General features: G+C 72.8%; 19 protein-coding genes. 9 read left to right on the top strand and 10 right to left on the bottom strand.

The genetic code is table 11. The features are described 5' to 3' along the window. Window positions 1-1,656: LCP family protein (locus ETD83_RS24540; protein ID WP_138647540.1), on the top strand; the 1,656-nt coding region annotated here is incomplete at its 5' end. A 20-nt stretch (window positions 1,657-1,676) separates the two neighbouring features. Here ETD83_RS24540 and ETD83_RS24535 read toward each other — a convergent pair. Further along, window positions 1,677-2,294, bottom strand: coding sequence for a prepilin peptidase (locus tag ETD83_RS24535; RefSeq protein ID WP_230421148.1), 618 nt, complete (start codon window positions 2,292-2,294; stop codon window positions 1,677-1,679). Between the two features lie 408 nt (window positions 2,295-2,702). On the opposite strand from ETD83_RS24535, the gene ETD83_RS24530 reads away from it, so the two are divergent. From ETD83_RS24530 to ETD83_RS24510, 5 genes are all read left to right on the top strand, one after another. After that, a complete protein-coding gene (locus ETD83_RS24530) occupies window positions 2,703-2,987 on the top strand; it encodes a DUF4282 domain-containing protein (RefSeq protein WP_230421147.1) in 285 nt (94 codons plus the stop codon). A gap of 12 nt (window positions 2,988-2,999) precedes the next feature. After that, window positions 3,000-5,414: a serine/threonine-protein kinase gene (locus ETD83_RS24525; RefSeq protein ID WP_138647538.1), complete on the top strand. Its 2,415-nt coding sequence runs from the start codon at window positions 3,000-3,002 to the stop codon at window positions 5,412-5,414. 40 nt (window positions 5,415-5,454) lie between these two features. Continuing rightward, on the top strand, window positions 5,455-6,591 hold the full coding sequence (locus ETD83_RS24520) for a response regulator receiver protein (RefSeq protein WP_138647537.1): 1,137 nt from the start codon (window positions 5,455-5,457) through the stop codon (window positions 6,589-6,591). A 95-nt stretch (window positions 6,592-6,686) separates the two neighbouring features. Beyond that, window positions 6,687-8,603 (top strand): AAA family ATPase, encoded by a 1,917-nt coding sequence (locus ETD83_RS24515; protein ID WP_138647535.1) that lies wholly within the window; start codon window positions 6,687-6,689, stop codon window positions 8,601-8,603. Then, a complete protein-coding gene (locus tag ETD83_RS24510; RefSeq protein WP_230421146.1) occupies window positions 8,600-9,367 on the top strand; it encodes a 4Fe-4S single cluster domain-containing protein in 768 nt (255 codons plus the stop codon). Before ETD83_RS24515 ends, ETD83_RS24510 begins: the two co-directional genes overlap by 4 nt. Here the strand turns inward: ETD83_RS24510 and ETD83_RS42760 are convergent. Then, complete coding sequence (locus tag ETD83_RS42760; protein WP_171064410.1) at window positions 9,304-10,170, bottom strand: hypothetical protein; 867 nt, start codon at window positions 10,168-10,170, stop codon at window positions 9,304-9,306. The two genes, ETD83_RS24510 and ETD83_RS42760, sit on opposite strands and share 64 nt — an antisense overlap. On the opposite strand from ETD83_RS42760, the gene ETD83_RS42755 reads away from it, so the two are divergent. Then, entirely contained in the window at window positions 10,159-10,629 is a 471-nt protein-coding gene (locus ETD83_RS42755) for an FHA domain-containing protein (protein ID WP_171064409.1), read from the top strand. The two genes, ETD83_RS42760 and ETD83_RS42755, sit on opposite strands and share 12 nt — an antisense overlap. A gap of 67 nt (window positions 10,630-10,696) precedes the next feature. Here the strand turns inward: ETD83_RS42755 and typA are convergent, their stop codons facing one another. The 3 genes from typA to ETD83_RS24490 form a co-directional block, all read right to left on the bottom strand. Continuing rightward, window positions 10,697-12,550: a translational GTPase TypA gene (gene typA / locus ETD83_RS24500; RefSeq protein ID WP_138647532.1), complete on the bottom strand. Its 1,854-nt coding sequence runs from the start codon at window positions 12,548-12,550 to the stop codon at window positions 10,697-10,699. Window positions 12,551-12,714: 164 nt separating this feature from the next. Further along, the gene (locus tag ETD83_RS24495) at window positions 12,715-13,092 is read right to left on the bottom strand and encodes a (deoxy)nucleoside triphosphate pyrophosphohydrolase (RefSeq protein WP_205717853.1); all 378 of its coding nucleotides are present in this window, start codon (window positions 13,090-13,092) and stop codon (window positions 12,715-12,717) included. A 36-nt stretch (window positions 13,093-13,128) separates the two neighbouring features. Next, on the bottom strand, window positions 13,129-13,875 hold the full coding sequence (locus ETD83_RS24490; RefSeq protein ID WP_268920489.1) for a Mut7-C RNAse domain-containing protein: 747 nt from the start codon (window positions 13,873-13,875) through the stop codon (window positions 13,129-13,131). Window positions 13,876-13,991: 116 nt separating this feature from the next. Between ETD83_RS24490 and ETD83_RS24485 the strand changes: the two genes are divergently transcribed. After that, on the top strand, window positions 13,992-14,516 hold the full coding sequence (locus ETD83_RS24485; protein ID WP_205717852.1) for a MarR family winged helix-turn-helix transcriptional regulator: 525 nt from the start codon (window positions 13,992-13,994) through the stop codon (window positions 14,514-14,516). A gap of 27 nt (window positions 14,517-14,543) precedes the next feature. Here the strand turns inward: ETD83_RS24485 and ETD83_RS24480 are convergent, their stop codons facing one another. The 5 genes from ETD83_RS24480 to ETD83_RS24460 form a co-directional block, all read right to left on the bottom strand. Then, entirely contained in the window at window positions 14,544-15,593 is a 1,050-nt protein-coding gene (locus tag ETD83_RS24480; protein WP_138647529.1) for a C40 family peptidase, read from the bottom strand. Beyond that, on the bottom strand, window positions 15,590-16,228 hold the full coding sequence (locus ETD83_RS24475; protein ID WP_138647527.1) for a hypothetical protein: 639 nt from the start codon (window positions 16,226-16,228) through the stop codon (window positions 15,590-15,592). The genes ETD83_RS24480 and ETD83_RS24475 overlap by 4 nt, the downstream gene beginning before the upstream one ends. Further along, window positions 16,228-18,756 carry a type IV secretion system protein gene (locus tag ETD83_RS45450; RefSeq protein ID WP_138647525.1) on the bottom strand — a complete coding sequence of 843 codons (2,529 nt, stop codon included), beginning with the start codon at window positions 18,754-18,756 and terminating at the stop codon, window positions 16,228-16,230. The genes ETD83_RS24475 and ETD83_RS45450 overlap by 1 nt, the downstream gene beginning before the upstream one ends. Further along, window positions 18,753-21,242 (bottom strand): ATP-binding protein, encoded by a 2,490-nt coding sequence (locus ETD83_RS24465; RefSeq protein WP_138647523.1) that lies wholly within the window; start codon window positions 21,240-21,242, stop codon window positions 18,753-18,755. The genes ETD83_RS45450 and ETD83_RS24465 overlap by 4 nt, the downstream gene beginning before the upstream one ends. Window positions 21,243-21,399: 157 nt before the next feature. Then, window positions 21,400-22,638, bottom strand: a complete 1,239-nt coding sequence (locus tag ETD83_RS24460; protein WP_138647521.1) for a MinD/ParA family ATP-binding protein — start codon at window positions 22,636-22,638, stop codon at window positions 21,400-21,402. Window positions 22,639-22,893: 255 nt separating this feature from the next. Between ETD83_RS24460 and ETD83_RS24455 the strand changes: the two genes are divergently transcribed. After that, on the top strand, window positions 22,894-23,108 hold a 215-nt coding region (locus tag ETD83_RS24455; RefSeq protein WP_138647519.1), incomplete at its 3' end, for a hypothetical protein.

Here is a 23,108-nt window from a genome sequence, read left to right as displayed (position 1 = left end):
CCCTCGGAGACCGCCGACGTCGTCTTCGACGAAACCCGCCTGCGCGCGGCAACGCCCACCGAAGAGCCGTCCGGCACGCAGGTCGCTCCGGCCGACGTTCCTGAAAGGGCAGCGAAGGACGACGGGGCGGCCGTTCCCGGCCAGGACGATCTCGACGCCGCCGAAGCCGGGACGCCGCAGGACCGTGCCAACGGGGCGCCGAAGGACGAGAGAAATGACGCGGAATCCGCGGACGCGGCGGGTGACGATGGAGGCTCGGGTCCGGAGGACGGAGAAAAGGCGGCCGCGGGCGGAGAGGGCAAACGGCCGCGAAAGGTTCTGCGACGTGTCGCGTTCGGCCTGGTCGTCGTCATGCTTCTCGGGGGCGCGGGAGCGGCGTGGCTTTATCACGACCTGGTCGGCGGCATCAGGACGCAGAACGTCACCGACCAGCTCGGCGCCGACCGGCCGCGGAAACTGAACAAGTCACTCAACATCCTGCTGATCGGATCCGACACGCGTGAGGGCGACAATGCCCAGTACGGCGGGTCGGCCGAGATATCGGGGGCGCGGTCGGACACCGCGATCCTGCTGCACCTGTCGCCCAACAGGGACCAGGCGGTCGGGATCAGCTTCCCCCGCGACTCGATGGTGAAAATCCCCGCGTGCGAGAAAGCGAAGGGCGGGACCGTTCCGGCGCGGTTCGGGATGCTGAACACCGCGTTCGCGTTCGGGGGCCCGACCTGCACGTGGAAGATGCTGGAGTCGCTCACCGGCATCCACATCGACCATTTCGTGCAGGTGGACTTCTCGGGTTTCAAGCGCATGGTGGACGCCTTGGGCGGCGTCGAGATCTGCGTCGACAAGCCCGTGAACGACCCGCGGGCGGAGCTTTATCTGAAGGCCGGGAAGCAGACCGTCAAGGGCGAGCAGGCCCTCGGCTACGTGCGGGCCCGCTATTCGCTCGGGAACGGGTCCGACCTCGAGCGGATCGAACGCCAGCAGAAGTTCATGGCCGCGGTCGTCGACAAGGCGACCAGCGGCGAGGTCCTCACCGACCCGGCCAAGACGTACAAGTTCCTCAAGGCCGCGACCAAGTCGGTGACGACGGACGACGAGCTCGACCTGTCGGCGATGCGGAAGCTCGCCGACGGCCTCAAGGGCATGAGCGCTGGTCAGGTGCGGTTCGTGACCGTCCCGGTCGAGCGGTACGCGCCGGACGCGAACCGCGTCCAGTGGAACCAGGAGCTGGCGAGGCCGCTGTTCGAGGCGGTCCGCCACGACAACGACCTGCCCGCGGAGCCGGTCGAGCCCGTCAAGGCGAAGCAGGCACCGCCCGCCCCCGGCGAGGTGACCGTCACCGTCGTCGCAGCGGGTGGACGGGACGCGCTGGTGAAACGCGTCGTGAAGCAGCTCCGCCGGCGCGGTTTCAAGGTGGCGACGAAGGTCGAGAAGGGCGCCGTCGCCCCGGAGAGCCGCATCGTCTTCGCGCCGGCCGCGGAGGCGCAGGCGTCGGCGCTCGCACGGGACGTCCCCGACGCGCTGCTCACCCCCGACGCCAACGCTCCGGCGGGCGGCGTGCGGCTCGTCATCGGCGGGACCGGCCTGCGGCTCGCCCCGCCGGCGATCAACAAGATCGGCGGAGGGATCAAGGGCGGCCAGAAGCTCTGCGGCTGACGCCCTGCGGGAGCCGCCGGTCAGGCCGTGGGCGCGGAGAAGGAAAGGAGCGCGAGGAGCGCCCCGGCGAGCATGCAGGGGCCGAACGCGAACTCGCCCTTCCGGGTCCGGCGGGCGATCATGATGCCGACACCGGCCACGCCGCCGAGGACGTACGTCGCCAGCAGGCCCAGTATCCAGGCGTCCTGCCCGAACCAGCCGAGGTAGAGGCCGAGCACGCCGGACAGCTTGACGTCCCCCATGCCGATGCCGGACGGAACCAGGAACGCCTGGACGAAGTACAGCCCGAACAGCAGCGCCATGCCGATGAGCGCGTGCTCGAAACGTCGCGCGCCGTCGCCGGTGAAGGGCGCGGCCGCGGCCAGGAGCGCCGCCGCGATGCCGTAGGACGGCAGGGTGAAGCGGTCGGGAAGCCGCTTGGCCTTGATGTCGATGAACCCGAGGAGCGTGCCGACCGCGGCGAGGTAGAGCAGCGCGGGCAGGACGGGCTCAGGCCCGACGCGCCAGCCGAGCATCCCGTACAAAGCGGCCGTGACCAGGCCCATCAGGACGCGGCGGCGGCGCGGAAGGGCACCGGCGAACGGTGCCGCCAGCGGCGCCAGGAGCAGGCCGACGACGAGCCCCACGAGAAGCGACACGAACGCGACCACTGAACCTCGCCCTGATCCGGCCCTGCTTCGACCCCTCGGCACCACAACCGTACGAAATATCTGGTCCCGGCGCTGGCGGGGTGCAGGCTCTAGAGTCTTCCTGTAGGCGGCCCCACACTGGAGACGACGGCGATGACGCACCCATCGGACCCCGGTCACCCACCGCGCCCGCAAGGCCCCGGCCCCGGGCAGCACGGGGCCGGACAGCCCGGCCCCGGTCAGCCGAGAGCCGGACAGCATGGCGCCGGCCAACCGGGAGGCCCCTACGGTCCGCCGCAGGGCCCGCCGCAACCAGGCCAGGGACCGGTCCCCGGGCCTCGCGCGCCGGGGCCCGCCGGGCCGCAGGACCAGCACCCGGGCTGGACACCTCCCCCGCGCGACCCGGGGAGCAAGGGCGTGATCGGGGCGTTGTTCGACATGAACTTCGACCACATGGTCACCGCGAAGCTGGTCAAGATCGTCTACGCGCTCTCGCTGGTCCCGATCACGCTGATGGCGCTGCTGATGGCGGGGTACGGGCTGGACTGGATCGACCAGGGTTCGTCGTTCGGCTACCTGTTGCTGCTCTCGTCCCCGTTCGTGTGGCTCTTCCAGGTGCTGACGATCCGCACCATCCTGGAGTTCGTGATCAACCAGTTCAAGATCAGCGAGTATCTGCGGGCCATCAAGGACAAGGATTAGACGGGGCTGCCGGTGGGCGAGTTCGACGAGACCGGGCCCGGTGGCGGGACGCCGCCGCGGGACACGCGGCGCGACGCCGCGGGTCCGGCGCGGGACGCCGGGTCGACCCGGCGTGACGCGCGGGTGCCGGCGCCGCGCCCGGGGTCAGCGCAGCACCTGGCGTCGGAGACGCGGCGGGACGCCGGGGCGGCGGTCGGCGGCGAATCGCTGATGCGGCTCCCGGCCGTGCTCGGCGAACGGTACGAGGCGGTCGCGGAGCTTCCCGTCCAGGGCGCCGAGTCGGATCTGCTCCTGGTGCGGGACGCGCGCGGCGACGAGTACGTGGCGAAGATCTTCCGCCGCGGGTACAGCGCCGACCGGGAGGTCTGGGCGAAGCTGCCCGAGCTGGACTCGCCGCACGTGCTGCGGATCCTGGAGACCGGCCACGCCGACGGGCGCGACTACGAGGTCGCCGCCTACGCGCCTGACGGCAACCTGCGTTCGCTGCTGCGGGAAGGGCCGCTTCCCGCGGAGACCGCCGCCGAGTTCGCCGCGCAGCTCGCGGACGGCCTGACGGCGCTGCACCGGGCGGGCATCGTCCATCGCGACCTCAAGCCGGAGAACGTCCTCGTGCTGGGCGCCGGGCCGGTGCGGCTGGCGATCGCCGACTTCGGGCTGAGCAAGGTGCTCGATCAGAGCGTCGTGTTCGCGTCGTCGTCGCGGACGCTGGCGTACGCGGCGCCGGAGTCGCTGTCCGGGCAGGTGTCGCCCGCCCGCGACTGGTGGTCGCTCGGCATGATCGTCCGGGAGATGGCGACGGGCCGGGCCCCGTTCCAGGGGCTGAGCGAGACCGTGGTGGTCGACCATCTGGCGACCCGGCCGGTGAGCGCGGACGACGTCCCCGACCCGAGACTGCGGCTGCTGTGCCAGGGCCTGCTGACCCGCGACCCGCGCAAGAGATGGACGGGCGCGCAGATAACGGAGTGGCTCGACGGCGGCTCACCACCGGTCGCCGAAGAGAGCCCGCAGGCGGAGTCGGGCAGCGGGCTCCCGTTCAAGGGCCGCCGCTTCACCCGCCGGGACGACCTGGCCCGCGCGCTCGTCGAGGACTGGGATCACGCCGCCCGGTACTTCTTCGCGCGCGGCGAGTCCGGGGAGGCCTGGCGGAGCCTGCGCGACTGGCTCGCCGAGCTGCCCGGCGACGACGGCCGCATCGACCTCGTGGACGGGCATCTCACCACACGCCTGCCCCCCGACGTGAAGCTGCTGCACCTGGTGCGGTGGCTGGACCCCGAACTCCCGCCCCACTACCTGGGCCGCCGGATGACGGCCGACGATCTGCCGAACCTCGCCGTCCTCGCCGAGGACCGCCGCCACCCCGACCACCACCTCGCCTGCCGGATCGGGCGGGACCTGTGGGAGCGGGGCCTGCTGCCCGCACTGGCCGGGTTCGCGGGCGGAGCGGAACTCGCCCGCGTCGACGACCAGTGGCGCGCCTACGCGACGGCGTGGAACGACCTCGCCCGCTGGCTGCGGGCACAGGAGGCGACACCCCCCGGGCTGGACGCGCGGCTCCCTGACGCCGGGACGGACGACCCGCCCGTCGTCCTCCTCACCCTGCTGGCCCTCGCGGCACGCCCCGCGCAGGCCGGGCGGCACCTCGCGGACGGCGCCGCCCGGGCGCGCTCGTCCGTCGCCGAGCCTCCGCCGTGGTTCACCTGGATGGCGGACGGGGCCGGCGACGATCCGCTGCGGCGGCTCGCGGTCGCGCTGGCGGCGCCCGAGGCGGTCGTGGAGACCGAGGCGCGGGCACGCGACCGTCTCGCCGCCCAACGGCAGGACGAGGCCCTCCGCGCGCAATGGGCCGACCGCGAGCGGCAGCGGCTCGCAGGGCGCGGCTCGGCCACGACCCGCGCCCTGCTGTGGACGCTCCCCCTCCTGGCGTTCTGGCTGCTCGGAAGCTGGACCGTCGACACCCTCTTCGGCGGCGACGACACCGGCCCCAGCGCGGTCGGCGGGTTCCAGCGGTCCTCCGGCCCGTCGCTCGGGGTCCTGATCGCGGCGTCGGTGGTCGCCTGGGCGGTGCAGTGCGGCAGCGAAGTGATGCTGGCACGCGCGCAGGGCGCGGAGTACCTGCCGGGCGGGCCGTGGTCGTTGTTCGCCAAGGTGCTCGCGGCGGCCGGGCGGGCGCTGTCCGGCGTGTCGAGGGCGTCCCGGACGATGTCGGGCGCCGCGCGGCGCACCGGGCGGCCCGGATGCGGGCTCCTGTTCCTCGCGGGGACGCTTCCGCTGCTGATCGTCCTGATCCTGCTGGGCGCGGTGATGCCGCTCGGGCCGCTGCTGTGGCTGCTGCTGTTGGCCGCGGGCGCGTTCGCGCACGCGGTCATGGCGGGCATGCGCCTGCACCGGTGGCGGGAGTCGCGGAGCGGCGCCGGAGGGAAGGCGTGAGCGGCAGTGGTGGAGACGGTGTGAGCGGCGGAGGGGAAGCGTGAGCAGCGGCGTCGAGGCGGAGATCGTCCTGGACATGGCGGTGGTCCTCACCCTGGGCATGAACCGCGTCCTCGGGCACGGCGCGGGGATCGCGGGCCGGGGCGCGGAGGCGCTGGCCGCGCTCGCGGAGGGACGCGCCGAGGCCCGCGCGGCGGCGCTCGCCGAGGTCGAGACCCAGGAGCGCGCGCTCCGCGAGGTCGTGGCACGCAACGCGCGGATCGGGGCCCTCGCCGAGACGCGGGACAGGCTCGGCGCGGCAGTGCCCCTCCCGGCGGAGCTGCGGCCTGACGAACGTCCGGCCGGGGAACTCACCGAATGGTGCGCGACGACCGACCGGCTCCTGGACGAGGCCGAACGCCTCCTGTCCGAGCACCTGGCGGCCGAGGTCACCGCGCAGGTCTTCGCCGCCCCCGCCGAGGGCCTCCAGACCGACACCGCCCGGCGGCCGGAGCCCGGGAACGACGCGGACGAGAGAGCCGCCGTCCAGCGGAGCCTCGCGCGGATCATGGCGCGCCTGCTGCCGGACGCGGCCGACGAGGAGAAGCGGGCGGTGGCGGACGCCGCCCGGCTCCTGGCGGGGATCGGCACGCCGGACGAGGCCGAGGGCGTCCTGCACGAGGTGCGGCTCCGGATCCAGGACGCGAACCGCCGCGTCGCGGAGCGCCGGGAGGACGAGCGCCGCCGGGCGGCGGAACGCGACGCCGCCGAGCAGGCCGAGGCCGAGCGCCGGTACGTCCTCGACTCGATCACCGCCGCGTTCGAGGACCTCGGGTACGAGGTCCAGGCGGGTTTCGAGACGCTGACGGCCGGCGACGGCACCGTGACGCTGACCAAGGGCGCCTGGCCCGACCACAGCGTGCGGATGCGCGTCGACGGCGCGGCGCACGTGCGGGCCTCGATGGTGCGGGAGCGGCCCGCCGAGAGCGAGGACGACCGGCGCGTCGACGTCGAGCGGGAACGCGAATGGTGCGCGGCGTTCGAGGACGCGAGGACCCGCCTGGAGGCCGCCGGAATCCGCTCGGACGTGTCGTGGCGCCTCGACCCCGGGGTCCGCGAACTGCCGGTCTCCGCCGGGTCACGGCACACTAGGACCCGTGCGGGCCAACGCGAACGCGGCCGGGAGCGTCACAAGTGACGTCCCCGGCGTGCGCTGAGAGCGGAGTGGAGCAAGCCGGATGAGCGGGAGCGAAGCGGGGGGTGCGGGGGCCGCCCCCCGCACGAGGAGCAGGCATGAGCATTGAATCTCCGACACTCGGCGGGCGGCTGCAGGGCTGGCCGCCGTTCATCCGCGAGCTGGACGCGACCCTCTCGGTGCACTCGCAGTACGTCCTGTCGGGCAACCTCTACGACAGCTTCCTCGCGCCGCCGCTGGACGCGACCGGACCGGCGCGGCTGCTGCCGCTGCGCGAGCTGCTGTGGGAGACGCTGCGCTCCAGTGGCGCGTCCTGCATGATCGTGTACGACCCGGTGGACGGCCTGCAGGTCTACCCCGGCGCCGGCGACGAGGTCGGGGACGAGGCGGCGCGGTCGGCGGAGCGGCTGCTCGGCAAGGTCAAGGCGGACGAGAAGCCGTCGCTGGAGGCGCTGACCCGGCAGCTGGCGGCGGTGGCCAGGCCGGCGGAGAACATCCGCGCCGCGTTCGTGATCGACTCGGCGTCGCGGATCGCCCGCACCCCGACCGACCTGGAGCCGTCCGAGCGCGACTTCTTCCGGTTCTGCGCGAAGCTGTCGCGCAACGCCCGTCCCGTCCGGGTGACGGGGCCGCGGCCGAAGCCGCTCTACAACCCGATCGTGTGGCTGGTGGAGCGGCCGGGCGACCTGCCGCCGTGGCTGACGACCGACAACGAGACGATCCGCGAGATCACGATCCCGCGCCCGCATCTCGGCGACCGGCAGGAGACGGCGCGGCTGCTGGCCCGCGCGTTCGGGGTCAGCGACGTCGGGGCCGACGAGGTCGCCGCCGCGGCGTGCGACGCGTTCGCCGAGCAGGCCGACGGGCTGACGCTCCAGTCGATGATCGAGGTTACGCGGCTGGCGAAGGAGCGCAGCGTCGACCTGGCGGACCTCCCGGACGCCGTCCGCACCTACAAGCTGGGCGTGCTCGACAACCCGTGGAGCCGCGGGCATCTGCGGCGCCGGGTGCTGGAGGGCGAGAAGCGCGTCCCGGAGCGGGTGATCGGGCAGCCGCAGGCCGTCACCAAGACCCTCGACATCCTCAAGCGGGCGGTGCTCGGCCTGTCCGGCGCGCAGGCGACCCGGTCGGGCAGCCGTCCGCGCGGCGTGCTGTTCTTCGCGGGCCCGACCGGCACCGGCAAGACGGAGCTGGCGAAGGCGATCACCGAGCTGGTGTTCGGGGACGAGTCCGCCTACCTGCGGTTCGACATGAGCGAGTTCTCCGGCGAGGGGTCCGGCGACCGGCTGATCGGGTCGCCGCCCGGCTACGTGGGCCACGAGGCGGGCGGGGAGCTGACCAACGCCGTCCGCGAGGACCCGTTCCGCGTGATGCTGTTCGACGAGATCGAGAAGGCGCACCCGCGCATCCTGGACAAGTTCCTCCAGATCTTGGAGGACGGCCGCCTCACCGACGGGCGCGGCAACACCGTCCACTTCTCCGAGTCGATCCTGATCTTCACCTCGAACCTCGGGATGTACGTGCCCGGGCGCGACCTCACGACCCGGGACGTGTCCCCGTACGGGTCGGCGAGCCGTGTGCAGAACATCACACCGGGGATGGCCTACGACGAGGTGGAGCAGCGCATCAAGGGCGCCGTCGCCGACCATTTCACCGAGGTCCTGAACCGTCCTGAGCTGCTCAACCGGTTCGGCGACAACATCGTGGTGTTCGACTTCATCTCGGCCGAGGCCGCGCAGAAGATCTTCGACCTGCAGTTCGCGAACATCTGCAAGCGCGTCACCGACGAGCACCGGCTCATCCTCGCCGTGAAGAGCGACGCGCTGCAGACGCTCCGCGAGTGGTGCACCGAGGAGCTGGACAAGGGCGGGCGCGGCATCGGCATGGCGCTGGAGTCGTACTTCGTCAACCCGCTGGCGCGTGCGCTGTTCGACCGGGAACTCGTCCCGGACGAGAAGACCACCGTGACGGGCATCCGGCGCGAGGGCAGCATCGTCCACCTGGATCTCCAGTGACGCCCGCCGAGGCTCAGGGGCCCGGCCGCGGGGTGGCCGAAGGCGGCCTCGCGACGACGCTCATGCTCGCCAAGGCGCACTACCCGGTGACCACACTCGGCCCCGGAACCCGTGCGGGCATCTGGACGCAGGGCTGCACGCTGCACTGTCACGGCTGCCTGTCCCGCGACACGTGGGACGCCGATCCGGGCAAGTCCGTCCCCGTCGAGGCGGTGCTCGGCTGGCTGGAGTCCCTGCCGGGACCGGTGGACGGCGTGACCGTTTCCGGTGGTGAGCCGTTCGAGCAGCCGGCCGCGCTGGCGGCGCTGCTGCGCGGCGTCCGCGCATGGCGGGACCGCCGTGACCGTGAGACGATTACATTGGACATATTGGTCTACAGCGGATATGTCTACTCTCGGCTCTCCCGCACCGCTGAGACGCGCGAGATCCTGGAGATGTGCGACGCGGTGATCGCAGGGCCGTACGTCGATCGGCTCAACCCCGGGGGGCGACACTCCAGGGGTGGCTCTCTACTCTGGAGGGGGTCGGGCAACCAGCGTGTCGTGCCGCTGTCCCCGCTGGGGCGCGAGCGGTACGGGGCACTGGCCGGCATCGGGAAGACTGGAGAAGATACAGGGCCCCGAGTACAGGTGTCCGTGGACGAAGGGCCGGAGGGAAGGCGGGTGTACTACATCGGGATCCCGCGAAGGGGTGATATGGATCACCTCACGTCGAGGCTCGACCGCGCCGGGGTGCGCTCGGGGGATGTGTCATGGCGACCTTGAAATGTCCTGTCTGTGACGAACCGTTCCAGCAGGGCGATCTGCTCTGCATGAGCTGCGGGGCCAACCTCGCCCGCGCGGGCGGCGCCCAGCGGCAGGGCCCGGGCGGGTACGACGACCAGCAGCGGGGCTACCCGCCGCCGGGCCCGCAGCAGGGCGGCCAGCCGCAGTACGGCCCCCCGCCGGGGCCGCAGCAGGGCGGCCAGTACCAGCAGGCCCCCGACCCGTACCAGCAGCAGGCGCCTCAGCATCAGGCCCCGCCTCCCGGCCCGCCCGGGCAGTCGTCCGACCCCTGGGGCCAGCCGCAGCAGCAACAGCCGCAGCAGCAGGACCCGTGGGGCGCGCCGCCCGTGCCCCAGCAGCAGGCGCCCGATCAGCACGGGCAGCCGCAGCACGGGCAGTCCCCGTACGGGCAGCCGCACCAGCACGGCGGCGGTCAGGGCCAGTCTCCGATGCCTCAGCAGCAGCCGCCCGGCGACCCGTGGGGCGCGCCGCAGCAGCAACAGCAGCAACCCCAGCAGGACCCGTGGGGCGCGCCGCAGCAGCAGCCCCCCGTGCCCGACTACCCGCAGCCCGACCAGCAGTTCCCCCCGGCGGACCAGCAGTTCCCACCCCCGCAGGACCAGTACTCGCCGCCGCAGGAGCAGCAGTACCAGCCGCCGCAGGACCAGTGGGGCGCACCACCACAGCAGCAGCCGCAACAGCAGCAGCCACAGCAGGACCCGTGGGGCGCGCCGCAGCCGGGGCCGGGCGACAACCAGTTCGGCCAGCCGCCGCAGCACGGCGGCCCGCCGATGCCGCAGCACGGGCGCGAGGCGACGCTGCTGCCACCCGACCACAACCAGGGGCGGCAGCCCGACGGCACGGCGTTCATGTGCCCGTACTGCGAGGCGGTCCTGCCCAACCCGGGCGCCGCCCAGTGCGACTCGTGCCTGCGCCCGCTGCCGCAGAAGGGTACGCCCACCCTGCGCGTGATGTTCCCCACAGGCGAGCTCAAGGTCTCCGTCGGGCAGCACCTGGTGCTCGGACGGGACGCGGGCCAGTCACCGGTGGCGTCCACGTTCACGCAGTACGACAACGTGTCACGGCGGCACTCGACGGTGTGGCTCGACCCGTCCGGGACGGCGTGGGTGCGTGACGAAGGCTCCACCAACGGGACGTTCGTCAACGGCGAGCGGCTCCCGCGCGGCGTGGAGGCACCGCTCCGCAACGGCGACCAGCTCCGCCTGGCCGCCGACGTGACCGGCACCGTCCAGCTGAACTGACCAGCGCGAAAAGGGCGGCCCCGCGGTGATCGACCGCGGGGCCGCCCTTTGACATGCCGTCTTCGCGCTAGCCGGCGCGCTTGGAGCGGGCGCGCATGCGCTCGCGCTCCTTGGCGTCCAGGACGACCTTGCGGATGCGGACGGCGCCCGGCGTGACCTCGACGCACTCGTCCTCGCGGCAGAACTCCAGCGCCTCCTCCAGCGACAGCAGCCGCGGCGGGGTGAGCCGCTCCAGCTCGTCGCCGGTGGACGACCGCATGTTCGTGAGCTTCTTCTCCTTGGTGATGTTGACGTCCATGTCGTCGGACCGGGAGTTCTCCCCGACGATCATGCCCTCGTACACCTCGGTGGTCGGCCCGACGAAGAAGGTGCCGCGGTCCTGCAGGTTCGTGATCGCGTACGCCGTGGCGGCACCGGAGCGGTCGGCGACCAGGGACCCGGACGGGCGGGTCCGCAGCTCCCCGAACCACGGCTCGTAGCCCTCGAACACGTGGTGCGCCATGCCGGTGCCGCGCGTCTCGGTCATGAACTCGGTGCGGAACCCGATCAGGCCGCGCGCCGGGACGAGGAACTCCATCCGGATCCAGCCGGTGCCGTGGTTCGTCATGTGCTCCATGCGCCCCTTGCGGACGGCCATGAGCTGCGTGACGGCGCCGAGGTGCTCCTCGGGGATGTCGACGGTGAGCCGCTCGACCGGCTCGTGCTTCTTCCCGTCGATGGTCTTCGTGACGACCTGCGGCTTGCCGACCGTCAGCTCGTAGCCCTCGCGGCGCATGTTCTCGACGAGGATCGCGAGGGCCAGCTCGCCGCGGCCCTGCACCTCCCACGAGTCCGGACGCTCCGTCGGCAGCACCCGGATCGACACGTTGCCGACCAGCTCCCGGTCGAGCCGGTCCTTGACCATCCGGGCGGTGACCTTGGTGCCCTTCTCGCGTCCGGCCATCGGCCCGGTGTTGGTGCCGACGGTCATCGAGATCGCGGGCTCGTCCACGGTGATCAGCGGCAGCGGGCGCGGGTCGTCCGGGTCGGCGATGGTGTCGCCGATCATGATGTCGGGGATGCCGGCGATCGCGATGATGTCGCCGGGACCCGCCTCGTCGGCGGGCTTGCGGTCGAGCGCGTCCGTCATCAGCAGCTCGGTGATCCTGACGCGGTCGACGCCGCCGTCGTGCCGGAACCAGGCGACCTGCTGGCCCTTCTTGATCGTCCCGGCGTGGACGCGGCAGAGCGCGATCCGGCCCAGGTAGCTGGACGCGTCCAGGTTCGTGACGTGCGCCTGCAGCGGCGCGTCCGGGTCGTAGGACGGCGCCGGGATCGTGCCGGTGATGACCGTGAACAGCGGCTCAAGGTCGGGACTGCCGGGCATCTCACCGTCGGCGGGCTTGTCGAGCGAGGCCCGCCCGGCGCGGCCGGACGCGTACACGATCGGGAAGTCGATCTGGCCCTCGTCGGCGTCGAGGTCCATGAACAGCTCGTACGTCTCGTCCACGACCTCGTCGATGCGGGCGTCGGGACGGTCGGTCTTGTTCACCACCAGGATCACCGGCAGCTTGGCCTCAAGCGCCTTGCGCAGGACGAACCGGGTCTGCGGGAGGGGGCCCTCGCTGGCGTCCACCAGCAGGACGACGCCGTCCACCATGGACAGCCCGCGCTCCACCTCGCCGCCGAAGTCGGCGTGGCCCGGGGTGTCGATGATGTTGATCGTCAGCCCGCCGTGCCGCACGGCGGTGTTCTTCGCGAGGATGGTGATCCCCTTCTCGCGCTCCAGGTCGTTGGAGTCGAGCACGCGGTCGTCGACGTCCTGGTTCTCGCGGAAGGCGCCGGACTGCCAGAGCATGGCGTCGACCAGCGTCGTCTTTCCGTGGTCGACGTGAGCGACGATCGCGACGTTCCGGAGGTCGTCGCGCGTGGAGATGGGCATGCGGGCTCGCCTTGCGTGAGAGTTCGGGATTCGCCGCCGACACGCGGCAGCCCCCATTCTACTTGGCCCCGCATACCACCCATCCCGGACCGCGGGCGCCCCAGCCGCCGCGGCCCATGATCCCGATTGACCGACCCCGAACGGACGAGGCCCCAGCAGGCGTTTTAGTTCCCTAACAGGTGCAGGTGGGCTAGGGCGTTGATTACGGGGAGGTCGCCCGGGAGCCAGGGGACGTCGTACAGCTCGTCCTGGGAGAGCCAGCGGAGGGCCAGATGTTCCAGGGCGCGGGGTTCGCCTTCGACGATGCGGGCCGTCCAGACCCGGAGGACGGCACGGTCGCTCAGTCGCCAGTCGTCGCCGATCCTGCGGCCCAGGCGGACCTTGACGGCGAGTTCCTCGTGGCACTCGCGGACCAGCGCGTCCTCGTCGGACTCGCCCGGGTCGACCTTGCCGCCCGGCAGTTCCCAGCCGCCCGCCATGTGCGGCGGCTCGGCCCGCTGCGCGCTGAGCAGCCGCCCGTCCTGGATGATCGCCGCGCCCACCACCACGAGAACGATGCCGACCAGCCCCTCTCCCTGTCATTTCGCGACGGTGGCCGCCTCGACCAGCCGCGTCGCCTCGTGGACGATCTTCTCCAGGTGGCCGCCGTGCGCGCCGCGCCAGTAGACCTGGCCGCAGCCGGCGCAGCGGCCGTAGACGTCGTAGCTGCGGCGGGTGCCCGCCTCCAGGTCGCGTTCGATCTCCCGCTTGTCGACCGGGACGAGTTCCCCGTTGCAGGCGGTGCAGCGCGTCCACGGCCGCAGGACGGGCGCGAAGCGGTCGAGCACGTCGCGGAGCTGGTCGTCCGGGCGCGAGCCGCGGACGTAGGCGCCGAACCACAGGGCGCGGCGGCGGAGCAGCCCGCGGTCCTGGGTGAGCAGGACGCGGCGCTCCTCGTTCGCCTGGACGACCAGCGCCGGGTCGTCCATGTCGTTGTGGTAAGCGGTGTCGAGGCCGACGAGGCGCATCCGGCGCGACAGCGTGCCGAGGTGCACGTCGAGGACGAAGCGCGGCGCGACCTGGCCCGGCTCCAGCGGGACGGGCTGCGGGCGCGGCACGGCCGCCACCCGCACCTCGGCGCCGGCGTCCGGCCGGGTCGAGGGGCCGGCCGGCTCGCCGCCGACGGTCATCGGCCCGGCCTCGGGCAGCGGGACGCCGAGCGACTCCACGAGGTGCCCCAGCGTCGACGTCCCGTCGGACGGCACGCGGCTCACCCGCTCCCGCCGCGCGGCCGGCAGGAACATCAGCAACTCGTCGGCGACTCGGATGGTTATCTCGGCCTCCACGCGATCAGCATGCCACGCCGTCCCACGGTTCCCCTCCGTATTTATCGGCCGCGGACGGCCCGCGTCAGGCCGCACCGCGACGCTGGAGTGTCCGGGACGGCGCGTATTCTCGGGGCGTGCGGGTAGACGACGGCGGGCCGCGGGACGACATCGACACCGTGGCGGACGCGTGGCGGCGGGACGGCCTGTCCGAACCGCTCATCGCGATGCTGGAGGTCAGCAAGCGGGCCGGGCGGATCGCCATGCTCGTCCAGCAGGCCGTGCGCGCCGAACTCGCCGAACTCGGCCTCACCTACGCCGAGTTCGAGGTGCTGACCGTCCTGCGGCGCGAGGGGGAGCCGTACCGGCTCCGGCCGAGCGAGCTCACCCGGTCGGCGTTCCTCACCTCGGGCGGGACGAGCAACGTCCTGCAGCGGCTGCAGCGGGCCGGCTACATCGAGCGGGAGGCCAACACCGGCGACGCCCGCAGCCGCTTCGTCCAGCTCACCGGGGAGGGGCTCCAGGTCACCGAGCGCGCCCTGGAGGCGTCGGGCGCCGCGCACGAGGAGGTCATGGCGGGCGTGCCGCAGCGGGACGTCCGGGACGCCGCCGACGCGCTCCGCGAGATCCTCCTGGTCATCGGCAAGCGCCGCTTCCGCTGACGCCCGACGATCCGGCCGGCCGCCCCGCTACTCGGCGGCCAGCTCGTTGACCTTCTTCTTCAGGTCGGGGCGCGCCAACGGGCGGGTCGTCCCCACCCAGTCGGACCGCTTGTAGGGCTTCACGCCGATCGCGGGGACGCACGTCGAGCAGCTCGCCACGATCATCTTGCCCTTGCCGATCACCATCCCGACATGCCCGGGACTGTTCGACGACGTCCCCGGACCGGAGTTGAAGAACACCAAGTCACCGGGTTGTTCCTTACCCTTCGCGATCTTCACCCCGAAGGGCCACTGCTGGAACGTGGTGCGCGGGATGTTCAGGCCGACCGTCCGGTACGCGGCCTGGATGATGCTGGAGCAGTCCCACGCGTCGGGCCCGTTGGCGCCGAACACGTACGGCTTGCCGCGCTGCGCCATCGCGAACGAGATGATCCGCTGGACGAGGGCGGACGCGTTCGCCGGGAGCTCGTTGTCCTCGCACTCGATCCCGTTCGCCTGGACGACCTTGAAGTCACCGCCCACGTAGCGCTTCGCCCAGTCCAGGACGAGGTTCACGTAGTCCCACGAGTGGTTGTACTGGAAGATCGCGGTCCGCATGCGGCGCGGGGCGCCGTTGTGCTTCAGGTACGCGGCGGCGGACGGGATCGCGTCCACCGGGTCGTACCGGTCCTTCTTGCCGTCCTTGTTCCCGTCGACCGCGAACGCGTCCCAGGTCGGCTGCAGGAACTGCATCGGGCCGCCGGCGCCCGCGTAGTTCTCACCGCTCTTGACGCCGGGCAGGTTGGACGTCCCGTGGCTGGTCTCGACCTTGCCGATCCCGGCGAGGACGTTCCACGGGATGCCGAACCGCTCCCCCGCGGTCTTGTAGAGCTGCAGGTAGTTCGAGGGGATCGCCTTCGCGTCGGTCGCCGCGGCGGGCTGGGCCTCGGCGCCCGCCACGGTCACGCAGTTGCCGCCCGCGACGCCGCCGCCGAACATGAACCGGCTCGCGCCGAGCAGTACCGGGACGATGATCAGCCCGGCGAACATCACCGCCGCCGCGCCGAGCGCCGCGGCGATCAGCACGCGGCGGTTCATCCCGTGTCACCCGCCTGGCCCACGTCCGCCGGCTCGAAGGAGTAGATCTTCAGCGAGCCGCCGTCGCGCGCCACGGTCACCGCGTACCGCTTGCGGTCGCTGCTCTCGGTGGTGCCCTCGCTGACCCGCTGCGTGCCGGTCACCAGGAAGATGATCGAGTTGTTCTCGATGGTGCGGACCTGGTCGAGGCTCGCCGAGCCCTGCGCGACGACCTGGTCCTGGCGCCGCTCCTCCAGCAGGCCCGGCGTGGCGGCGTCCCGCGCGAGCTGCGCTTTCAGGTCGTCGGTGACGAATCCGGACAGCCGCGTCGCGTACGTCTCGGGCGCCTCGTCGAAACGGTACGTCCCGTAGGCGGCGACGAACCGCTGCGCCAGGTCCGCCGCGGCGGCGAACTCCTCGCGGTTGAACGGCAGCAGCCGGTAGATGTCGAACTGGCCCGGGTTCACGGGGTTCTGGATCCCCGGCGGCGGGGACGCCGGGCCGGGCGGGCCTGCGGTGGGCGTGCCGCTCGGCCGCGCCTTCGGACGGCCCGGCTCGTCCTCGGGCGCGGCGAACGTCAGGTACAGGCCGATGGCGGTGAGCAGTACGACGAGGCCCCCGAACAGGAACCGGCGCTGCCGGTCGTTCAGGTTCATCAGTCGTCCCGCTCCGCCTCACCGGACGGACGGTCGACGGGACGCAGCCAGAACGGGAGCGACGGGCCCTGCTGCGAGCCGCCCCTGCCCCACAGCGGCGGGGGCGTCCGCCGCTCGCCCGGCTGGGACCTCGACGGGCCGGAGCCCGCACCGCCGCGCGGCCGGGGGATGTTCGACCCGGATCCGCCGCCGGAGCCGGACCCGCCGCCGCGGCCACCGCCACCGCCACCGCCGTTGCCGCCACCGGAGCCGCCGCTGCCGGAGCCGCCGCGGCCACGGCCGCGCTCGGCCGCGCCGGGCGAACGGCCACCGCCGCCGCCTCCGAACCAGCCGCCTCCGCCCCAGCCGTTCCCACCGGAACCGCCGCCGGAGCCGCCCGAACTTCCCGAACCGCCGGAACCGCCGGAACGCCCGCCCGAGCCGCCTGAGCCGCCTGAGCCGCCGCCTCGGGCGCCGCCGCCCGAGCCGCCGTTGCCGCCTCCGCTGACACCGCCGCCGGAACCGCCGCGTCCCGTCCAGGAGGGCGGCCGCTTGGTCCCCGCGCCCGAGCCGGCGCCGGGGGACGACTTGCCCCCGGCGACCACGACGCCCTCGGCGGAACCGCCGGAACCGCCGGGGCCGGAACCGCCGCCGTCGGTGCGGCGGTCGGCCGCCGCGGCGGCGCGGGACGGCAGGTTCAGCGGCGGAGCGCCCCGCTGGGACCGTCCCTGGCGTGCCGCGGTGCCGGTACCGGCGCCGCGCGGCCTGGCCGCCAGCACCGGCGCGTCCTCCGGCGACTGCCCCTCGGCCGCGCCGGCACCGCGCCGGTCGGCCGCGACCGCGGTGCCGGGCGCCGCGTCGCGCTGCGCGGCCGGGGCGGTGGCGGCCTCGGAGGCCGCCTCCCGCCTGGCCCAGCGCGCGAGCCCGGCGCCGCCGAACGGGGCGACGGCCGCGATCGTGCTCCGGCGCGTCTCGGAGACGGACCGGTCGAGCAGCGCCTCGCTCTTCTCCCGCGACCCCACGGCCCCGTAGCCGACCGCCGAGAACAGGTGCTGGAACGGCCTGCGGTACACGAACGCCGCGAACGTCACCAGCGCGATGAGCAGGATCTGCAGCCCCCACGGCAGCGTCTCGCCGAGGATCAGCCCGTACGCCCACAGCAGCAGCGACAGCACGCCGATCAGCGCGGCCTGTTTGAGCAGCATGGACAGCAGCAGTTCCAGCCAGCGGATGGCGATGACCCGTCCGATGCCCGGATGTATCCCGATCCCGAGGAAGATCGGCCCCGCCACCAGCAGCAGCAGGAACGCGATCTTCACCACGATCAGCGCGATGGCGATGACCATGATCAGCACGCCCGCGACGATCGCCGCGAGCAGGCCGCCGAACGCGACCCCCAGCCGGTTCTCCCAGTTCTTGCCCTGGAAGAGCGGATATGTCCCGGGATGTTTGTCCTTGACGTTCTTGGAGACGTCCTTGTAGGCGTCGGCCTTCTTCCCCAGATCGGCCCTGTTGTTGTCGCCGTACGTCTCCGGCAGGTCGACGGCCTGCGACCAGAGCAGCTTGTCGGCGTTGTCCTTGACGATCGTGGCGTTGGGGTCGGTGGTGCCGAACATGCCCTGCAACCACGGTTTGCAGACCAGCGCCACCCACAGCCGGTTCGCGTTGCGCGTCGTCTCGTCCAGGTTCGCCGACGCCGACGGGTCGGGTTTGCCGCCGGGCGCCGGGATGCACACTCCGCCCTTGGTGTCGCTCTGCGGCAGCGCCGCGTTGAACGCGGCGCTCGTCGCCTCCGACGTCGTCGTCCCGAGCGTGGTGAAGTCCGATGGCCGCGCGATCAGCCAGACCAGCGCCACCATCGCGACGACCATCCAGATCACGCCCTCGGTGACCTTGCTGGCCCGTTTTCGGACGAGCCCCCACCAGGCCAGCCACATCGCCCCGAGGATGACCACCCACGACCAGTAGCGCGCGTTGAACGTCTGGCCCATGTCGGTGATGACGCCGTCGACGGTGTCCTTGAGCCAGTCGAGCAGCGAGGGCGACGCGGCCGCCTGGTAGACGCTGATCGTGGCCCGGTCGATCGCCCGGACGAACGTGAACACGGTGTTGGCGAGGCCGTTGCCCATCAGCGCCATCGCGTCCGAGCAGCCCATGTCGACCGCGTACCAGTACTGCCCGGCGGTGCCGTACCGGTCGTAGTACGTCAGGTTCTCGACCGGGGTCTGCTGCAGCTTCTCGCTCGGATAGTCCGGCGGCTTGATCATGCCGTCCGTCCCGGACCCGTACTGCTCGGGCGCCGGGTTCTTCGCCGGGCTGCACGCGTCGTTCGGGGTCGGCAGGTCCGGGTTCGGGACCGACGCGATCGCCGGCGACAGCGGGCCGATCATGAACAGCGCCATGACGACCAGCAGCAGCGCCGAACGGCGGGCGCGCGGGTGCCCGCGACGCCGCCGCCGGGGGCGGCCGCGCCGCTCCAGGACGGCGCGGTCGAGCCCTTCGCCGGGCGAGCGCTGCAGGCGCGCCGTCCCGTCGCGGGGACCCCTCATCGACTGACCTCCTCGACCTCGGCCCCCGCGGCGGTGAGTTCGGACGAGCCCGGACGGGACCGGGTCGGGTTGGTGTCCAGCCAACGCTGCAGTTCCTCGGAGATCAGGTCGACGCCGATGCGCCCCGCCCGGCCGTCGAGGTCGCGGAAGACGCATTCGCCGTTGCCGAGGTTGCGCAGCACGGCCTTGTGCTCCTCGGACGCCTCCACCCCGAGAAGCGCCATGACGTTGCCGACCTCGACCCGCTCCGTGGAACGGAAGCAGAACACCGATGACAGGCAGTTCGTCACCTGCTCGTTCAGCAGGTCGCCGGCGTTCTGGGAGACCAGGATCAGCGCGGTGTTGCGCGACCGGCCCATGCGCGACACCTCCGGCACCAGCTTCGCGCCCTCCGGCGTCGAGGTGATGGCCCACGCCTCGTCCAGGAAGATGGCCTTGGGCAGCCGCCGGTCGAGGCCGTGCATGAGCCGCCGCGCGAACTGCGACACCAGGTACATCAGCGCGACCGACAGGCGCTGCTCGTAGGAGTAGTCCTCCCGCGAGATCGCGACGTCCGGCAGGGTGAGGCCGCCGAGCGTGAACACGGTCGTCCAGCCGGCGGTGTCGATGCGGTCGCCGCCGGACGGGTCGAAGCACAGCCGCGCGAGCCGCATCTCCGACATCGACCGCAGCACCGCGCCGAGGTTCTTGGACGCCGGGTCGTCCGCGCCTTCGAGGTAGTCGACGACGCGTCCGAGCGACGGGCGCTCGGCGTTGGCGACCGCGCCGACCGCCTGGATCATCGCGGACTCGCGCTCCTCCGACATCCTCGGCAGCAGCAGCCGCAGCGTCTCCGTCGCCATCGTCTTCATGGTGGCGAGGTCGTCGCCGAACGAGAACGGGTCGAGCAGGCCGGGCGCCGCCGACCCGAGCGGCAGGATCCGCGCCTTCCGGCCGCGCGCCTTCAGCAGCTCCACCAGCGACTCGGCGTCGCCCTTCGGGTCGATCGCCGCGATCGTGACGCCGCGCAGCGCCATCTGGTAGATCAGCAGCAGCGCCAGCGTCGTCTTCCCGCCGCCCGGCTCACCGGTGATCGCGACCGCGGTCGGACGGTTCCGCGCCGCCGCGACCAGCGGGTCGAAGTGCACGATCGACCGGGCCCGGCCGAGCGTCTCCCCGACGTACGGGCCGATCCAGCCCTCGTCGTGCTCGTCCGTCCGGTCGCCGAGGTCGACGGTCGCGACCGGCATGCCGCCCGCGATCGTCCGCAGCGGCTGGCGCTGCGCGTACGCGTTCAGCCTGATCTGGTCGCCGGGCAGCGACTCCAGCAGCAGCGAGAACTGGTCGCCGGTGGAGTTGACGACGTCGATGCCGATGTCGCGGTAGTGCTCGACGACGGCGTCCACCCGCTGGGCGAGCAGCTCCTCCGTCGGCGCGGACACGATCAGCCGGTGCCACCCGTACACGAACGGCAGCCGCTCCTTGGTGATGCCGTGCTCCAGCATCCGCGCCGCGTCGATCTGCTCCGCGAGCGCGATCGGCGCCTCGGCGCCCGCCTCCCGGATGTGCTGGTCCATGTCGCGGGCGTGCGCCAGCTTCCGGGAGACGTCCTTGGACGCCTTCGCCGGCGGGATCAGCTTCATCCGGGCGCTGATCTCCACGGGGAACGGGAGCGCGTCGGCGTAGTGGAACCAGGGCTCGCCGTCCGGGAACGGCATCAGGTCGGGGAAGCGCGCGAACGACAGGTACGCCACGTACGACGCGGCCGTCGCGCCCGCGCCGGTGCCGGTGAAGTTCGGCTGCTCGATCCGCAGGTAGGAACGCCCGTTGTGGATGGCGCCCTCGACGAGCGACTCGATCTCGCCCTTGCCCCACGTCCTGCGCGCGACGGCCGACGGCGGCGGATCGGCCAGCGACCCCGTCACCGCGTGCTGGAACAGCCACGCCACCTCGGTGGAGGTGGCGTGCCGGGCGTAGAGGGCCGATCCGCCGAGCGCGCGGCCGACGCGTTCGGCCTGGTCGGTCCAGCGCGCGATCTCCTTCTTGTCGATCGCGTCGTCGTGGACGCCGAGCACCTTCTCGCTGCGCTTGTAGAACCCGAGGAGCTGCGACAGGACGCCGCCGGACAGGTGCGCGCCCATCCCGCGCGGCCCGAGCCGGACCCCGAGGTAGACCTCCTTGGTCCAGAAGTCCTTGGCCCACACGTGCGCGTACGTCTCCTCCAGGTACTCCCGCCACCCGGGGCCGTCGTCGGACGTCCGGTCCAGCGCGAGCGCCCAGTCGGCCGCAGGGTAGGTCCGGTGCGCGATGCGCAGGTGGACCTCGGCGTCCTGCATCCGGATGCCCGCGAGCGCGATGGTGATGTTGGTGGCGAGCGCCTCGCGCTCCTCCCCCGTGGTGAACTCGTACGACACCGTGGGCAGGCGGAAGTAGGCCCAGGCGGCGTTGTCGGTGAGCAGCACCCGGTCGTCGAAGTACCGCACGGCCAGCCGGCTCGACTTGGTCATGCCGTCCTCCCCATCCCGGTCCATTGTCCCGGGGCGCGGCCGGTCGCGAAGGACCGCGCGGGGAAGTGTTCGCCTTCCGGATGGTCATCAACGTCAGGCGCGACCGCAAGGAAGGCCAGGCTGATGTGGGTCTCCGCTCGATGCCCGCGAGGGGCGCTCATCGGGTGGCCTCCTGCTCGTGCTCGAACTCCTGGTAACGCTCGGGCATCACGGTGAATCCGCCGGCGACCACGCCGGCCAGGGCAAGATAGGCACGCCGCGTCGGCGAGCGCAACGACTTCAGCTCGTTGCGCGGCGCGCGGTCCATGCTCAGGTGATCATCCCATGGAATGCGCACCAGCGCCCGGCAACGCCCCCGCGCCATCGCCTCGGCCTGCTCGACGTCGTCCATGCTGCGGCGGCTCACCCCGTTGATGACCGTCACCGCGCGGGACCGCAGCTCCTCGTAGCCGTGGCCGTCCAGCCACTCGAACGTCATCGCGACCGCGCGCGGCGCGTCGGCGCTGGCCGGGGTGACGAGCACGAGCTGGTCGGCGTACGGCAGGACGCGCGCGACGACGGCGGCGGCCGCGTCCAGCAGCGTCACCGAGTAGAACTTGTCGATGGTGCGGATCGCCAGCGCGTAGTCGCGGTCGTCGAGTGCCTGCAGCGGGTTCTTGCCCGCCGCGATGACGTCGAGGCCCGACTTGGCCTGCGAGGTGTACCGGCGCATCGCCGTGAGGGAGCCGACCTGGTCGGCGCGCGTGATGAGCCCGGTGAGCGTCTCGTTGGTGTCGCTGCGCGTGCGCCGCGCGAGGGCGCCCGGCCCAGGGTTGACGTCGACGGCGACGATCGGCTCCCCGTTGTGCTGCGCGAACGTGTGGCCCAGCATCAGCGCCGTCACCGTCTGCCCGGCGCCGCCGGTGCAGCCGAGCACGACGACGTGCCGCGTCCCGCGGAAGGGCTGCTGGAGGCGCTGCTGGTAGTCGGCGTCGACGTCGCCGTGCCCGCCGCCGACGGCGTGGAACAGCCGCCGCAGCCCGCCGCCGGTGACCTCGTGCTCGGGATCGGGCGGCGTGATCGCGGGACCGGACGGCGGCGGCGCCGGTGGCGGCGGCAGCGGCCGCGGCCGGACGGGCGAGGCCGGCTGCGACCGGACCTCGCGCGGCGGAGCCTGCTGCTCTTCCACGGGGCCCGGCCGGGGCGGTTCGACCGGCGGCGCCTGCTGCCCCGGCTCCGGCTCCGGCGCGGGCTCGGGAACCGCGCGCAGCGGCTTGGACAGGCCCTTCGACCACGGCCTCGGCGGCTCCAGCCGCGGGGCCGGGACCTCCTCGGCCGGTCGCGCCCCGTTCGCCGGCGTCTCCTCCGGCTGTGACCCGAACGCCCCGGGCACCATCGGAACGTCCGGCCGCGTCACGGGCGGACCTTGCTGTTGCGGAGGCTGTTGTGGTGGACGCGGCTGTTGCGGGCCCGGCTTCCACGGGCCGTCCTGCCGCGTCTCCCGCACGCCGGGCGTGTCGGCGCGGCCCTGAGAGGCCGCGGGCGGAGCGGCTGGGGCTTGAGCGGCCGGTGCCCGGGGGGGCATGGGCGTCCGCCGGCCGGCGACCTTCTTGTCGCCGTCCTCTCCGCTGGACCTCTGGCGCAGCCTTTGCCCCTCGTCCGGGGCGGGGGGTTGGCCGTCGTCGCGCTTGGTGAGGTCTTGCCGGGCGGGCTCGGCGGCCGCGGGCGGCTCCTGCCGGACGTCGCGGCGCGTCTCGCCCTCCGACCAGACCTGCTCGCGCCGCGGCTCGCCCGCCGCGCGCCCGGCGACCCGGACGTCCCCCTCTTCACCGACCGGGCGCTCCTGCCCGGCAGCGGCGGGCTCCGCTTCGGGGGGCTGTTCAGGCG

This window comes from Actinomadura soli (assembly GCF_005889715.1).
Lineage (GTDB): Bacteria > Actinomycetota > Actinomycetes > Streptosporangiales > Streptosporangiaceae > Spirillospora > Spirillospora soli.
This window is presented reverse-complemented; position numbering and strand designations above follow the sequence as displayed.